This window comes from Pseudoalteromonas sp. SaAl2 (assembly GCF_052947895.1).
On record NZ_CM129605.1, the window covers coordinates 145,745 to 162,209 of the forward strand.

7 protein-coding genes and 3 pseudogenes are annotated in these 16,465 nt (G+C 42.2%); all 10 read left to right on the forward strand.

Annotated features, from left to right (window positions below):
* Positions 1-149 precede the first annotated feature (149 nt).
* The 10 genes and pseudogenes from ACU8V8_RS00710 (at position 150) to tldD (ending at position 16,450) form a co-directional block, all read left to right on the forward strand.
* Complete coding sequence (locus ACU8V8_RS00710; RefSeq protein ID WP_446888495.1) at positions 150-3,644, forward strand: DUF6701 domain-containing protein; 3,495 nt, start codon at positions 150-152, stop codon at positions 3,642-3,644.
* 127 nt (positions 3,645-3,771) lie between these two features.
* A pseudogene (locus ACU8V8_RS00715) lies at positions 3,772-5,781 on the forward strand (SUMF1/EgtB/PvdO family nonheme iron enzyme).
* Positions 5,782-5,917: 136 nt separating this feature from the next.
* Positions 5,918-6,961 (forward strand): rod shape-determining protein, encoded by a 1,044-nt coding sequence (locus ACU8V8_RS00720; protein ID WP_016709506.1) that lies wholly within the window; start codon positions 5,918-5,920, stop codon positions 6,959-6,961.
* Positions 6,961-7,803: a rod shape-determining protein MreC gene (mreC, locus tag ACU8V8_RS00725; RefSeq protein ID WP_176372557.1), complete on the forward strand. Its 843-nt coding sequence runs from the start codon at positions 6,961-6,963 to the stop codon at positions 7,801-7,803. Before ACU8V8_RS00720 ends, mreC begins: the two co-directional genes overlap by 1 nt.
* Entirely contained in the window at positions 7,796-8,275 is a 480-nt protein-coding gene (gene mreD / locus ACU8V8_RS00730; RefSeq protein WP_446888496.1) for a rod shape-determining protein MreD, read from the forward strand. Before mreC ends, mreD begins: the two co-directional genes overlap by 8 nt.
* The gene (locus tag ACU8V8_RS00735) at positions 8,275-8,835 is read left to right on the forward strand and encodes a Maf family protein (protein ID WP_446888497.1); all 561 of its coding nucleotides are present in this window, start codon (positions 8,275-8,277) and stop codon (positions 8,833-8,835) included. The genes mreD and ACU8V8_RS00735 overlap by 1 nt, the downstream gene beginning before the upstream one ends.
* A 9-nt stretch (positions 8,836-8,844) precedes the next feature.
* Positions 8,845-10,317 (forward strand): annotated as a pseudogene (gene rng, locus ACU8V8_RS00740) (ribonuclease G).
* The gene (locus tag ACU8V8_RS00745; protein ID WP_446888498.1) at positions 10,317-14,183 is read left to right on the forward strand and encodes a YhdP family protein; all 3,867 of its coding nucleotides are present in this window, start codon (positions 10,317-10,319) and stop codon (positions 14,181-14,183) included. Before rng ends, ACU8V8_RS00745 begins: the two are co-directional and overlap by 1 nt.
* Positions 14,180-15,013: a carbon-nitrogen hydrolase family protein gene (locus ACU8V8_RS00750; protein ID WP_446888499.1), complete on the forward strand. Its 834-nt coding sequence runs from the start codon at positions 14,180-14,182 to the stop codon at positions 15,011-15,013. Before ACU8V8_RS00745 ends, ACU8V8_RS00750 begins: the two co-directional genes overlap by 4 nt.
* A pseudogene (gene tldD, locus ACU8V8_RS00755) lies at positions 15,010-16,450 on the forward strand (metalloprotease TldD). Before ACU8V8_RS00750 ends, tldD begins: the two are co-directional and overlap by 4 nt.
* Positions 16,451-16,465: the final 15 nt, after the last annotated feature.

The window sequence follows — 16,465 nt, forward strand, 5'->3', positions numbered from 1 at the left end:
CAAGACACTTATGTCTCACCGATTTGGACCAAAATAAACTTTCAACAAGAATACGAAACACCTCCCGCGGTATTTATGTTGTCGACTAATCAAGGGGAAACCCTGCGATTGTACGAATTCGTAATGTCACAACAACTGGGTTTGAAGCCTTGCCACTGGAGCCTACAGGGGAGGACGGTGAACATATTACAATGGGCGCACATTATTTAGCGGTCGAATACGGTGTTCATGAGTTTCCAGATGGCACGGTAATGGAGGTCGGAAGCACAGATATTCAATTAGAAATTCAATATGGCCCAAATTCTAACTACGTTTTACCTAAAAGTTATCAGGCAATAAACTTTACTCAGCCCTTTGCAGTGCGACCGAATTTTTTTCACTCTTTACAAACCATTAATAGCTTGGAGACTAATCCTCCTACAGATGCATTGCGACCTTTCTTAACCATTGCCGTAGAAACCAACTCGTTAACCACAACTGGCGTTAACATTGCCTTAGAGGCGTCTGAAACAAGCAGTGGCTTAATAAATAGTGAAAAAGTGGCTTACTTAGTTGTGGAGCCGGGCAGCAACCGCACCTTTGTAGACGATAATCAAGTTGAAGTGTTGTGGGAGAGCTTTTTTACCGGCTATAACGTGGATGGCTGGAGTAATGGCTGTAATTACTTTTATTTTAACAACGACTTTGATTCAGCCCCTTTAGTTGTGGCAAGTAAAAATAGTCGAGTGGGTGATGATGGTGGTTGGCTACGTAGTTGTAACTTAACCCGGACAAGATTAGGTATTGTGGTTGATGAAGACCGTGATGGAGACAATGAACGTAGCCATCCAGACGAAGAAGCCTCTATCTTAGCCATGACCAGTACGTTTGTGTCAAATGGCGATATTCTAAGTTGTGATACGTTATTCCCGGGTGCGATTGCAACCTATAATAATGGCCAAATTCAGTTGCTGCAGGGGGTAACGGTTACGGATAACAATGCAAATATTCTCACTACCCGCAATTACCTGTCTACTGCAATCACCAATGAACCTTCATGCAACTCTCAGCCTTGTGTTGCTAAAGGTGAAGATGCACTAACCGCAGGGCAAGCTACTCAAGTTCCTACAGTCGCTAATGATGGCTCATCGGGCAGCGCAATTCCTACAACGCTAGGAGGTGACTACTTTTTTGATGAGTTACAACTGACCATGATAGCAGCTGAATATAGGGTAACCGCGCCCACACGAATTTTTTTACAAAACTCAAGTTCGTTATTGTCGACGTCATTTCTAACGGTGGCAAATACTAAAATTACAGTCGAAAACGGTGCCTATTTAGCGATTTATGTTGATGGTGCAGTGTCAATAGGCGCAGCAGTCGATTTTTCAGCTTTTTTAGTAGCAACGGGAGAAGTTCGCATAGCGCAAGAGGTCGACTATACAGGCATGATCACTTCGGGGACTGAAATAATTGCCGAAGAAAGCTCATCGCTTACTGGTACTGCGGTGCCAAATAACATTCCTGGCTTTTGTGGTATTAATACGCCAGTTTTATTAGATCATTACCGATTATCAATGAGCGATAATAATGGTCTTACCTGCGAAGCTAAAGCGCTTACGTTAACTGCTTGTGCTAATGATGCGTGCGATATAATTTATGATGAAGTTTCCACTTTAGATTTATCGCCAAGTATTACAGGCCAGCAAAGCTGGGTGACAGGTGAGGTGATTACTTTTACTGGCATTGCAGATTTACAGTTCGCGAAGCGTACTACAGGGCAAGTGCAATTTGGCTATAACGTTGCAGACCCATCAGCACCACTACGATGTTATATTGGTGATACAAATGTTGGCTTAGGTAGTTGTAAGGTTACTTTTTCAGACGCTGGATTTATTTTTAGCAATGAGACGAATAATAACACATCAATTTTAAGCCAATTATCAGGCAAACCATCGAACACCGGTTTCAATGCATCACAACTAGCAATCCAAGCCGTGAAAACCAATACCACAACGGGCGTATGTGAAGCGGCTTTCCCTGCTGGTGGGGACGTCGCTATAGATTTAGCCTACAGCTGCAGTGCAAGCTCTACGTGCACCGATAACCTTGCTTTAACAAATAACAGCACAACCCATAGTATTGGGCAAAGTTATCAAACAGTGTCTTTAAAGTTTGATAGTGACTCAAAAGCACCTATTGTTATTAACTATCCGGATGCTGGCAAACTGAGTTTAAATGCAAAATTAAATTTAGTGTTAGACCCATTAACTAACTTATCGGTGAATTTAACGGGTAGCTCAAATGAGTTTGTGGTTAAGCCATTTGGCTTAGCAATGAGCTTTGCTGATACCAGTGCCCAAGCTAATGATGCCAGCGGCAGTTTATTTAAACTCACAGGGGAGTCATTCTCCTTAAAAATGAACGCCGTGCAGTGGCTTGATAACCAAGACACCAATAATGATGGCTACCCAAACGATTACAGTGCAATTTCAAGTAATCCAATCGCTAAGCACTTCATAGGTGAGCAACCTGATGTACAACCGAGCGTTTACTTGCCAACGGCAGGAGTGCAGGGAACGTTACAAGAAGAAAACTTAGTTGCGTTTGCAGATACGGGTAGCTTAAGTGAATCGATATCGAGTTATAGCTACGATCAAGTCGGTATTATCGATTTAACTGCAGGGCTCAAAGATGCCGATTATTTTGGGGCTGGCGATGTACGCGGTGCGATTACTCGTGTTGGTCGCTTTGCGCCCTCGCAATATGCAGTACAAAATATTCAAGCCGGTGCACAGTGCACCCGTTATGGCAGCAATGGTACCTATATGGATGAGCCATTTTCTGTAGGGTTTACTGTTCAGGCGCTTAATCAAAATAATCAAGTGATGAAAAACTATATAGGCGGGTTTGTTAATTCAGCGGTAAGCATCAATGCAGAAAACAGTGAAGTGGATAATTATATATCGGGTAGTAGTTTAACCCCTAGATTGCAAAACTTAGAGACTAGCCAGTGGGGCAGTACTGCAGCCTTAGCAGGACTTTTTACTATAAGCGACAGCGATACTATATTAGCGCGGCGCGGCTTTAATGATCCCGATGGCCCATTTGAAAGTGTAAATTTGATGGCAACAGTGACAGGAATTGAAGGAGCTGTATTACTCGGCGCGGATGATAACCCCACTTTAGCAACTGACTGTGCGCTAAGTAATAGCTGTAATAGTGTTGTGCTTAACGATACGCCTATTAGTTTTCGCTTTGGCCGCTTAGTGCTGGGTGATAATACGGGATCTGATTTAGACAATTTACTGGTGCCTATGCAAGCGCAGTATTTTAATGGCAGTGAGTTTGTACTTGATACTAATAATAATTGCACTGTGTTTGAGCATCCACAAATAACACAAGTATCTCCTGCCACGCCTGAGCTCAGTTATATATATGGTAATGACATAAGTGGTCAGCTTGAACAAGGAACTTACCCTGCGAGCAATGGTATTTATGCTGAGTCTAAAGGCTCAGGTATTTTTACTCTTGAGTACGATACAGAAAATTGGCTTGAATGGGATTGGCAAGGGGATGGCAGCCAACTAAATCCTCAGGGAATTTTACAATTTGGTCGTTTTAGAGGGAATGATCGTGTAATTTACTGGCGCGAAGTGCGCTAATAGTTGTAAACTCAGATAATTTTTGAACAAAGCTTGTGTTTTGTGTTGCAAGTACATAGCATAAGAGTTTAATTATTAAAAAAATAAATAATGACCAAATAATTGCCGCTTTTTGGGAATGGAATATATGCGAATTGCTCCTTTATCTCTGTTAATTTCAGCAAGTTTGTTTGCATCAAGTGCATTTGCACAAGATACTGCAACCGTTTCTGGGATTGAATCTGAGATCAGTATTAAACAAGCTGAATACGATAACTCTACACAAATACTTGAAAAACATTTAAAAGAAGAAAGTCAGTTACAAAGCCAACTTGATTTATTACGTACACGTTCGACAGAGCTAGACAAAGAAAAAAACCAAGCTCTTGATGCGATGAACGAAATGTATCGTCGTTTAATTGACGACCCCACTATTGATATCAGTACTGCACAAGCACGGTATCAACAAGCTGTTGTGGATCACAAACAAAATAAAGATGATATCGCGATGCAGTTAGCGGCAATTGCATCTCATCGAAAAGACATTGAGCAAATTCGTGTTGCTAAACACACTCAGTTAAATACCTTGGAAAGCTTAAAAGAGCAGTTAACGACCGCTCGTGTCGAACGTTTGCGTAATGAATTTACCCGTGAAGGCACGCTTGAAGTAAACCATACAATTAATTGTAAGCGGACAGAAACGCTTGCTGCGTGTGAGCAACGAGGCCAGCAAATGGGCTTACAAAAGGCGACCAAGCGTTTTGTAGACCAAATTTTTGCTAACTTAACAGAAGAGCGTTTAGTTGAGCCAAAGCGTAATATGGCTGGTGCTCAAGTGCAAATTTTAAGTAGCCATGTCGTGAACAGTGCGTTCAGTGGCCAAGGTAACTATAACGTCAACCTTAGTGTGACAATGCGTGGCGATGTAAATAGTAGTCGTCTTTGTAATTTATTAAGTGTTGATAATCGTTATTGCTCTGAGTATGGCACACCGCTGAGCACTCCTTATCAAGCCAGTTACGGTACTACCTTCTCTGATAGTCAGTTAACATTCAGCGATAGCAGGGATAATAGCACAGTCTCTGTCTCGCGCATGAGCGAACAACCAGTACACGACTATTCTGTCAAATCAACGACAATGGTGAATCCATTAGTTGTTGATAACACTAAAAACAAAATGGTCGAGTTAACACTGCGCTCAAACGTTTACGACGATGAGGTATTTATTGATGGTGTGAGCTTTGGAGCAACTCGCTTAGCGACAACCTTACCAAGCGGCATTCATGATATTGAAGTGCGTAAACAAGGTTATCAACCTTACCGAGTGCGAATTGACTTACGAAAGGCGCAGACTATCAACGCCAAGTTGGTAAAAAGCCTGAGTCGATTGCTGCACCGACAAACACCCGAGAGCAAAGTATAAAGTCAGTTGGTAACGCATCTGGTGCTGCTGTTGTTGTTATTCCAGCTGGTACATTTGAAATGGGTGATATTAACGGTAATGGTCTTGCGAACCGAGCGACCTGTAGTTGAAAAAACCATTGCCAACTCGTTTGCAATGCAAAGTAAAGAGGTCACTGTTGGCGCGTATCAACAATTTGTGACAAATACTGGTTATCAAACTGAAGCCGAGAAAAATCGTGGTTGTGCTTATTATTTAAATGGTGAGCCAGTATGGGAAGCTAATTTAAACTGGCGTAATCCGGGGTTTGAGCAAGAAAATGATTTTCCTGCAGTTTGTTTAACTTATAATGACGCCAAAGCATATGCAGATTGGTTGTCAGGTCAAACAGGCCAACGTTATCGTTTACCCAGTGAAGTTGAGTGGGAGTACGCTGCGCGTGCCGGCACTAAAACTGAATATCCTTGGGGTAACGAAATAGGTAAAAATTTAGCGAATTGTGGTTGGTGTGGAAGCGAATGGTCAAATCAAAGCGCTGCTCCAACAGGTACATTTGCACCCAATGCGTTTGGTCTTTACGACACGGTAGGAAATGTATGGGAATGGACTCATAAATCGGCTGACAAGTCAGATGTTACTGTTCGAGGTGGTGCATGGAACTTTGCTCCTAGCTTAGCTCGCGCATCAACGCGTTTGATTTTAGCACCTGATTTCCGTGCAAACTACATCGGTTTTCGTTTAGTACGCGAACGATAAATATTTAAAAGGAAGCTTAGCTTCCTTTTTTAGCTAATTTACATAGGTAGTTGTGCTTTACATTGCTGATCTAGCTCAGCGTGATAAAGTGACAAGCAGCTAACATAAGAACGTTTTTCAAAGGTCATCCAGCCTCATGTTTAAGAAACTCCGTGGTATTTTTTCAAACGATCTATCGATCGACTTGGGTACAGCCAACACCCTAATTTATGTCAAAGATGAAGGCATAGTCCTTAATGAACCATCAGTAGTCGCAATTCGTCAAGAGCGTGCTGGTGGCCCTAAAAGTGTCGCCTCTGTAGGCACCGAAGCTAAGCAAATGCTAGGTCGTACGCCAGGTAATATTAAAGCAATCAGACCAATGAAAGATGGTGTAATTGCTGATTTTTACGTTACCGAAAAAATGCTTCAACACTTTATCAAACAAGTACATAACAATAACTTTATGCGTCCGAGCCCGCGTGTACTAATTTGTGTTCCATGTGGTGCAACACAAGTTGAAAAGCGTGCTATTCGTGAATCAGCCATGGGTGCCGGTGCGCGAGAGGTTTATTTAATTGAAGAGCCTATGGCCGCTGCTATTGGTGCGGGGTTACCTGTATCTGAAGCAACAGGCTCTATGGTTGTTGATATTGGTGGTGGTACAACTGAAGTGGCAATTATCTCACTTAACGGTGTTGTGTACTCTTCGTCAGTACGCATTGGTGGTGATAAATTTGATGAAGCCATTATTAACTATGTGCGCCGTAATTTTGGTAGCTTAATTGGTGAAGCCACAGCTGAGAATATCAAACATCAAATTGGCTCTGCATTTAAAACTGATGAACCAATTGAAATAGAAGTACGTGGCCGTAACCTTGCTGAAGGTGTACCGCGTTCATTTACACTGAATTCTCATGAAATATTAGAAGCGTTGCAAGAGCCATTAATGGGCATTGTGAGTGCGGTAATGGTTGCGCTAGAGCAGTCACCTCCAGAGCTTGCCTCAGACATCTCTGCTAAAGGTATGGTGCTAACAGGTGGCGGTGCATTATTAAAAGATTTAGATCGCTTACTAATGGAAGAAACCGGCATTCCGGTTGTGGTTGCTGATGATCCATTAACCTGTGTTGCACGTGGCGGCGGTAAAGCGCTTGAAATGATTGATATGCACGGTGGTGACGTATTTAGTTACGACTAATGAAGTTAATGTTTGGACGTGCCATTTCTTTGCAACTGCGACTCTTTGTCGCAGTGCTTTTGAGTATCGTATTGATTGTTGGGGATAGGTATACTCAAGGTGGCACCACAGTCCGTACCAGTTTAAATACCCTTGTTAGCCCGTTAATCTACCTTGCAAACCTCCCTTACGAAGTGTTTAGTCTGGGCGCTAAAAGCCTACATACTCGAGAACAATTGCTTCGTGAAAATGAAGCATTAAAGCAAAAGCAATTAATGCAAAGTGAGCAACTACAGCAATATCAGTTCCTAGATAAAGAAAACCAAAAACTGCGTGCATTATTAGGCTCATCTGCTAAGCAGCCTAACCGCAAAATTATTGCGCAAGTATTGTCTGTCCATTCAAATCCTTATAGCCACCAAGTGGTGATCAATCGTGGTGCCATTGATGGCCTCAGCGAAGGACAAGCTGTCATCGATGAAATGGGCGTAGTTGGGCAATTGACTAAAGTAGGCTCTACTACTTCACGAGTATTGTTGATGACCGACACCACTCACGCAACTCCCGTACGTATTTTACGTAATGACGTGCGCACTGTGGTTGAAGGGGTTGGTAAAATCAATTTAGTAAAGCTTTCTCATGTGCCTCATAGTTTAGATGTACGCTACGGCGATATTCTTGTTACGTCCGGCTTAGGAGGGACATTTCCTGAAGGCTATCCTGTTGCTGTGGTCACGGAAATTAATCGTGATGAAGGGCGCCCATTTGCACAAGTGTATGCTGAGCCTATTGCTTTATTAGACCGTATTCGTTTATTAGTCATCTTGTGGCGGAATAAACAGGAAAGTATATCAGATGAATAGTCGCTATAGCTTATTGATTGCTTTGAGCATATTTTTCGCTTTGATCATGGCATTAATGCCACTGCCATTTTCATTCGAACCGTTTCGCCCTGATTGGGTTTTATTGGTTTTAATGTATTGGTCATTAGCAGTACCACACCGGCTTAATATTGGCACTGCCTGGGTGGTAGGGTTGATTATCGACTTAGCCTCGGGCTCACCGCTTGGCGTAAACTCACTGACTTTTTCGATTTGTATTTTTATTACTGCAAGTAACTTTCAAAAAATACGTAATTTCTCACTGTGGCAGCAAGCAATTTTAGTGGGGTTATTTTTAACCTTTTATCATTTAATGCAATTTTGGTTAAACCACTTTTTAATGGATGTTTACTTTAACCCTCAGTATTTATGGCCTGTTGTTACAGGTACGCTTAGCTGGCCTTGGGTATTTTTATTACTACGTAAATATCGTCGTCATTTCAGGATCAGATAATGCAAAACGCCATTTATTTAGCGTCAGCTTCGCCACGACGCAAAGAGCTTTTAACTCAGCTTGGTATCGAGTTTTCGCAATTTAGTGTTGATGCTGATGAAACCCAGTTCGAAAATGAAACACCGCTTGTTTACGTTGAGCGTTTAGCGCGGCTTAAAGCGCAAAGTGGGGTTGCAATGGGCTATCACGATCGTCCTGTACTAGGGAGCGATACAGTGGTTGTTATTGATGACCAAGCACTTGGCAAACCAATAGATAAAGCTGATTTCATAGCAACATTAAAGCGCTTATCAGGGCGAACTCACCAAGTACTGACAGCTATTGCATTTGCTAGTCCAAATAAAGTAATAAGTCAGGTTGTGACAACCGATGTCACCTTCAAAACACTCACCGATACAGAGCTTGATACTTATTGGCAAAGTGGGGAGCCGCAAGATAAAGCGGGTGGTTATGGTATTCAAGGCTCAGGTGGGCGATTTGTAACACATATTTCAGGTAGCTATTTTGCGGTTGTCGGCTTACCTTTATATGAGTGTGAAAAATTATTAAGTGAATTTTAAGTAGGTAACATGAGTATAGAATTACTAATTAACGTCACCCCGAGTGAAAGCCGTGTTGCCTTAATTGAAAACGGTGTATTACAAGAAATACAACTTGAGCGAATTGGCAACCTAGGTATCGTAGGAAATATATATCTAGGTAAAATAAGCCGTGTACTGCCAGGCATGCAAGCTGCTTTTGTGGATATTGGTTTAGACAAAGCCGCCTTTTTACATGCATCAGATATCGTTAATAGCGCCTCAATTGTTGAGGGTGTCGATGAGCAGCCAATCAAAAAAGTACAAGACATTCGTGAATTAGTGCGCCAAGGTCAATATATTATGGTGCAAGTGGTTAAAGATCCCTTAGGTACTAAAGGCGCGCGTTTAACCACAGATATTACGATTCCGTCTCGCTATTTAGTGTTTATGCCTGATGCAACGCATGTGGGCGTAAGCCAACGAATCGAGACAGAGGAAGAACGTACCCGATTGAAAAACATCGTTGCCGACTACTCAGATGACGATGGTAGCTTTATTGTACGTACCGCCGCAGAAGGTGCCAGCGAAGCCGAATTGCGACACGACGCCGCATTCTTAAAAAAGCTATGGGAAAAGATCGTTAGCAAGCGTAAAAAACCAGCAAAGAAAGTATTCTACACGAAGATCTAACTCTGGCATTTCGTACCCTACGTGATTACGTAGGTGAAGACATGGAGCGTATCCGTGTTGACTCAAAATTAACTTACCATGAGCTAAAAGAGTTTACCGAGGAGTTTGTGCCCATTCTGGCTGGGGCGCTAGAGTATTACCCTGGTGAGCGGCCTATTTTTGACTTGTTTGATGTTGAGAATGAAATTCAAAAAGCGTTACACCGTAAGGTTGAACTTAAATCGGGTGGATACCTGATCATTGACCAAACTGAAGCCATGACCACGGTTGATGTAAATACTGGCGCGTTTGTTGGACACCGTAATTTAGAAGAAACCATTTTTAACACCAATGTCGAGGCGACATCAGCCATTGCTAGGCAGCTTAGACTGCGTAACTTGGGTGGCATTATTATTATCGATTTTATCGATATGATTAGTGAAGATCATAAGCGCCGAGTGTTACATTCACTTGAATCAGCTCTAGGGAAGGATCGGGCTAAGTCAAACATTAATGGCTTATCTGCACTGGGCTTAGTTGAAATGACCCGTAAGCGAACTCGTGAAAGTTTAGAGCACATACTGTGTGATGTGTGTCCTGCATGTTTCTGGGCGCGGCTCGCAAAAAACAGTCGAAACCGTCTGCTACGAAATCCTTAGAGAAATTGTACGAGTAAACCGTGCTTACGCTGCGGATAAATTTATGGTGTACGCTGCCCCAGCAGTAAGTGAAGCATTGATCAACGATGAGTATCATAACTTAGCCGAGCTTGAATTATTTATTGGTAAACAAGTAAGTATTCAAACTGAAAGTCTATACAGCCAAGAGCAATTTGATGTGGTTATGATGTAATGAAAGCAAAAACGGTCTGTTTTTTTTGCTTAAGAAAGTTATGGCAGGTGTGTGCTATAACTTTAGTGCTATTGGCCGTTATTGTATCTGTTTTAAAATATACACTCCCTTACGCTAACGATTATAAAGGTGATCTCGAAGGTTACTTACATGATAAATTTGCCGTAAACCTCTCCATTGGTGCTATCTCTGCAAGTTGGCAAGGCAAAGGCCCAGCCATTGTGATGGAAGAAATTTCTTTTGAAGATAATACCACCTCACCCATCGCGCTGACGATTGCTAAAGCGAGTTTAGAGCTGAACTTGTGGGAGAGTATCAAAACTCGGCAATTAAAATCTAACTACTTCGTGATTAATGGTTTTCATGCTGATGTAGATTTACCCAGCATGCTAAATTCAGCTGATGGTGAAGTATCTTTTGAGCAAAAGGAGCTGATCGAAGGGCTGTTTTTAGGTGAGACAGGGCACTTTGCTGTTGAAAACAGTAGTCTTAACTTTTTACTTGGAGACGGTAAAGAGCGCCGCTTAATTCTTGAAAATATAATCTGGCAAAACTCTCCTGAGCAGCACCGTGGTAGCGGAACTTTAGCTTTGCCGGGCATTTCTGTTGGCACATTCGATGCGCGCCTTGCTTTGACTGGTGCAACATTAGAATCAACTGCTGGTGATATTTACGTGCAAGCCAGTGATGTAGATGTATCAAAATGGTTAGCGCAATACAGTAATAAAGAAAAGCATGAATTAAAAACAGATCTTAATTTAGAGTCATGGTTGAGTATTGAAAAAGGCTTGATCACTGATGTTAAAGTTAAGTGGCTGCCAAGTTATATAAACTGGCTACAAGGCGAAAAACAGCAATCTCATCAAATAAGCTTAAGTGAAGGTGGTTTTCATTTATACCCATGGCAACAGGGCTGGCGTTTAAAAAGCACGGGGCTGGCTATCAGCAATGAACAACACCGTTGGCCTGACTTTCAATTTGAAGCTCAATTAGATACACAAAAAAAACAACTTTGGTTAAGCCAGCTTGACTTTGACTTAGTTAATCAGCTCGCACAGTTGAGTAGTTTTGCAGAGCTAGAACCATTGACCTCTCGCCAACCGAATGGCCAGGTTGAGCAAGCTTATGTGCAATATACTGCAAATACAGACTGGCAGTTGTGGTTTTTTGCGCAGAATGTTGGTTGGCTGGCAAAGCAAGGCATACCAGGTGCACAAGCACTACGAGTTGAAGGAATTATAAATCAGAAAAGTGGACGAGTAAGTCTATTTGGTGAAAATAATCAGCTGCTAACAGCGGATACGTTTGCTCAGACGATTCAATATAATCAACTAAATTTAGATATTGATTTAGCAAATACCTCACAAGGTTGGCAGATCAGCAGCGACAATCTGTGGTTAGATAACGATGAAGTGACTCTAGCCGCTGAAATGAAAGTAAGCTTAGGCGATTCCCCACGACTTGATCTATATGCTGAAGCGTTTGCCCCTGACGTTAGTATTGCTAGTCATTACTTTCCATTACCTGTAATGAGTGAAAACTTGGTTGACTACTTAACAGGTGCCATTAAAGGTGGGGAGCTCACACAGGCACAAGTTTTGTTTTCTGGCCCCGTGACAGGGTTTCCATTTTCGGATAATTCAGGGCAGTTTGAAGTGCTTGCCCAAGTTGACAATGCTAATTATCAATTTGCTCCAGATTGGCCGGCGGTTATGCAGGGAAGTGCAAAGCTGCATTTTGAAAACGAACGCATGGATATTTACACACAGCAAGGTAACTTAGTTAACTTAGCTGTAGGTGATGCTGTGCATGTAAGTATTGCAGATTTAATGAATGCTGATGTGCTGAGGGTGAATATTAAAAAACGGGTTGCAGCGCAAAAGTTACTGCCATTTTTTCAAGCTACGCCGCTTGCTGAGCCTCTGGCGAATGTATTTACCGTTATTCAAGGTCAGGGTAACGCAAAAGCAGATATCGAATTAATTGTGAATCTTACCGAATTAGATGTGAATGCAAAAGGAGTGGTTTCTCTTAATCAGATGCCGGTTTTCATCGCTCAACCGGGGTTACAGTTGGAAAACGTAACCGGGCAGCTATATTTTAGTGATGATCACATCGAATTAAAAGATGCAAAAGCCCAGTGGTTAGGAATGCCCATCGCGTTTGACTTTGATGGTAAAAGTATTGGTCAAACATACCGTAGCGATATTGATATTAAAGCTCAGCTAAATGCTGATACTTTAATTTCTCATGGTCAAGGCTTGTTAAAAGACTATCTGTACGGTGACACCGAAGTGGCTATTAAGCTTGCATTGAATTTTTTACCCGATGGTTTTAACTACCGTGCTAATGTTAGTTCACAGCTGATTGGTATAACAAGTGAGCTCCCCATCCCTTTTGGTAAATTAGCGCAGCAACCATGGCCACTTATCGCGCAAATTCAAGGTGATGATATATCTAACTTGATTACCGCGAGTATGAACGAACAACTTTATTTTAACGGCATTTTGGCAAACGAAAATAGCAAAATGACGAATGCTCACTTAATTTTAGGCGAGCAAGATTTAGGATTAAATCGAGAAGATTTTTCAGTTACCATTGACCTTGACGAGACTCCTTTATTACCTTGGCTTGGGCTCATTGAGCAAATTATCACAATTAGCCAAGTTGAATCGCAGAGCGAAGGGATTTTACCACCATTGAAAGAAGTGGTTGGGCAAATTAATCAGCTCTCAATTGATGACATTGTTTTTAATGACTTCGAAATGCGTTTAGCACCTTCACAAAATGAATTGGACTTACGGTTAAATGCAAAAGAGTTACGCTCTCAAATCACAATTCCATTGGCACAATCAAGCCGACCGATTCAAATTAATAGTGACTATTTACGCGTTAACTTTAAGCCTGAACAGCCCGGTGATGAAAGTGAAGTGAAGGCTCTGAAAACTGTTGAAGACTTAACTTGGTTGAACACCTTACCTGCAATCGAATTTGAATGCGATGATTGTAAAATAGCCAGCTATCAGCTCGATAAAGTCAGTGCATCGCTTTACGGGGATGGGCAAAAGTTATCGATTTCTGAAATAGTAGTAGATAAAGGCGAGCATATTCTTCGCGCCAAAGGGCAATGGAAAAATGGTCTAACGCAGCTAAACGGCAATATGCATAGCGATGATATTGGCGAACTATTTGATGAGTTTGATATTACCACCACAGTTAAAGATTCCACAGCCGAAATAAATTTTGACTTAGCTTGGCAGGCAGCTCCGTACCAGTTTGATATACCTAGCCTTGCTGGTAATTTAGCGTGGGACTTAGGGGATGGTCACTTAGCTGAAATTAGCGATGGCGGCGCCAGAGTGTTCTCATTATTAAGTTTAGACTCTTTAATTCGTAAGCTGAAACTTGATTTTCGAGATGTATTCTCTAAAGGGTTTTTCTACAATAACTTTCAAGGCTCTATGCAGTTGGATAAAGGGATCGCCTACACCCAAGATACTAAAATGGATGGGGTGCCTGCAGATCTCACTATTAAAGGTCACACCAATTTAAACACCATGGAAATTAACTACGATCTAGCCGTAGCGCCACAAGTTACATCGAGTATTCCGGTGATCGTTGCGTGGATGGTTAATCCCGTCACTGGATTGGCGGCGTTAGCAATAGATAAAGTAATTCACTCAGCTCGTGTTATTTCAGAGATTAACTTTAAAGTGACCGGCAGCATGAGCGACCCTGTGGTACAAGAGGTTGATCGTAAGAGTCGAGAAGTAACTATTCCTCAAGCTGCACAAAACCAGCCACAAACGCCACCACAACATAAAGAATTAAACCTCAAAGATGCAGCGGCCACAGCAACACAATGAATGATTCACAGCCATCAGGTACTATTATCGCGGTACAAATGTGCTCAGGAATTAACCCTGAGAAAAACTTACAACAGCTTGAGCAGCAATTAAGTCAGCTGCCAGGTACTCGACCGCTGTTAGTCTGTTTACCTGAAAGTTTTTTAATTTTTGCAAAACATGGCAAAGACGCTTTAGTTATTGCTCAGCAAAGTGCTGAGTACCAAGCTAAATTGGCTAGATTGTGCCGCAAATATGATATTTGGCTGGCAGCTGGCACAATGCCAATAACGACTAGCGATGATAAATATTTAGCAGCTTCCTTGTTATTCAATAATCACGGAGACGTGGTTGCGCAATATAATAAAATGCATTTATTTGATGTAGATGTTGCTGATGGAACAGGGGCATATAGAGAGTCAAACTTTACCCAAGCGGGTAATGATGTGGTGGTAGTTGATTCGCCATTTGGTAAAATAGGTCTCACAGTGTGTTATGATTTACGCTTTAGCGGCTTGTTTAATGCGCTACAGCGCCGCGGCGCAGAAATTATTTTGGTACCCAGTGCGTTTACCACTGTAACTGGAAAAGCGCATTGGCAGCCTTTGTTAACAGCAAGGGCAATAGAAACCCAAAGTTATGTTATTGCTGCGGCACAAGCTGGGCAGCATGAAAATGGGCGTACAACTTACGGCCACAGTTTAATTATTTCTCCTTGGGGCAAAGTCCTGAGTAAGCTTAAAAATGGCACAGGGTTTATTGGCTGTCAGCCAGATCTCCTTGCATTAAACGCCATTAGACGAGATATGCCTGTGCAATCTCACCAACGATTTAGAGAGCATTTATTATGAACACGGTTGAACAGCATTTATTACACGACAGCCAGCTAAATCGAGAAGAACCCGAAAAGACGCTTAGCTTTATCCATCAACATCAAGTTGATTACGCAGATCTGTATTTTCAATCAAGTCACCATGAATCATGGGTTTTAGAAGACGGCTTGGTAAAAGAAGGATCATACAATGTTGAGCGCGGCGTGGGGGTTCGTGCCGTGAGTGGTGAGAAAACAGGCTTTTCATACTCAGATGCCATTAATCTTGAGGCACTTAATAAAGCAGCCACAGCCGCACGTAGCATTGCTGACGCTGGCGAAAATAAAGCTGTTCAAGTGTTTAGTGATACTTCAGCAAAACAACAGTACGCACCGCATCAACCAATTCAAAGCATGAGTGATAACGATAAGGTAAGCTTATTACGTGAGCTGGAAAACTATATTCGTGAATTAGCACCTGATGCTGAGCAAGTGATCAGTTCAATGTCGGCGGTGTATGAAGAAGTATTAATCGCTGCAAGCGATGGCACATTTGCAACAGATATTCGCCCATTAATTCGCTTAAACTGTTCAGTGTTACTTGAAAAAAATGGCCGTCGTGAACGGGGCGGTGCCGGTGGCGGTGCGCGCTTAGATTACGGTTACTTTAAAGAATTAGATAATGGCAAACCACGTTGGATGGGATTCGCAGAAGAAGCCGTGCGTCAAGCAAGAGTCAATCTTGAAGCCATCGATGCGCCAGCTGGGACAATGGAAGTTGTATTAGGTGCAGGCTGGCCGGGTGTACTGCTACACGAAGCGGTAGGGCATGGTCTAGAAGGTGATTTTAATCGCAAAGGCGCTTCAGCATTTAGCGGTAAAGTAGGCGAAAAAAGTGGCTTCAGAGCTATGTACAGTAGTTGATGATGGCACTATTGCCGATCGCCGCGGTTCACTGAATGTTGATGATGAGGGCACTCCAGCGGCTTACAATGTGCTTATCGAAAACGGTATTCTAAAAGGCTATATGCAAGATAAAATGAATGCCCGTTTGATGGGGGTCAACCCAACAGGTAATGCACGCCGTGAATCGTACGCGCACTTACCAATGCCACGTATGACTAATACTTATATGTTAGGTGGTGAGCATAGCCAAGCAGATATTATTAGCACTGTTAAAAAAGGTATTTTTGCGCCCAACTTTGGTGGCGGCCAAGTTGATATCACATCAGGCAAGTTCGTATTTAGCGCATCAGAAGCGTATTTAATCGAAAATGGTAAAATTACTCAACCAATTAAAGGCGCAACATTGATTGGTAACGGCCCAGAAGTTATGCAACAAATCTCTATGGTAGGTAACGACCTTGCACTGGACAAAGGCGTAGGTGTATGTGGTAAAGATGGTCAAAGTGTACCTGTTGGCGTTGGTCAGCCAAGCCTTAAAATTGATAATCTTACCGTGGGTGGAACAGCTTAATCTGTTATTAATAAA

What these genes read in the sequence shown, in the direction of transcription:
- ACU8V8_RS00720 (WP_016709506.1), top strand. Translation starts at nt 5,918, where the DNA reads ATGTTTAAGAAACTCCGTGGTATTTTTTCAAACGATCTATCGATCGAC.
- mreC (WP_176372557.1), top strand. Translation starts at nt 6,961, where the DNA reads ATGAAGTTAATGTTTGGACGTGCCATTTCTTTGCAACTGCGACTCTTT.
- ACU8V8_RS00735 (WP_446888497.1), top strand. Translation starts at nt 8,275, where the DNA reads ATGCAAAACGCCATTTATTTAGCGTCAGCTTCGCCACGACGCAAAGAG.
- ACU8V8_RS00750 (WP_446888499.1), top strand. Translation starts at nt 14,180, where the DNA reads ATGAATGATTCACAGCCATCAGGTACTATTATCGCGGTACAAATGTGC.
- ACU8V8_RS00745 (WP_446888498.1), top strand. Translation starts at nt 10,317, where the DNA reads ATGAAAGCAAAAACGGTCTGTTTTTTTTGCTTAAGAAAGTTATGGCAG.
- mreD (WP_446888496.1), top strand. Translation starts at nt 7,796, where the DNA reads ATGAATAGTCGCTATAGCTTATTGATTGCTTTGAGCATATTTTTCGCT.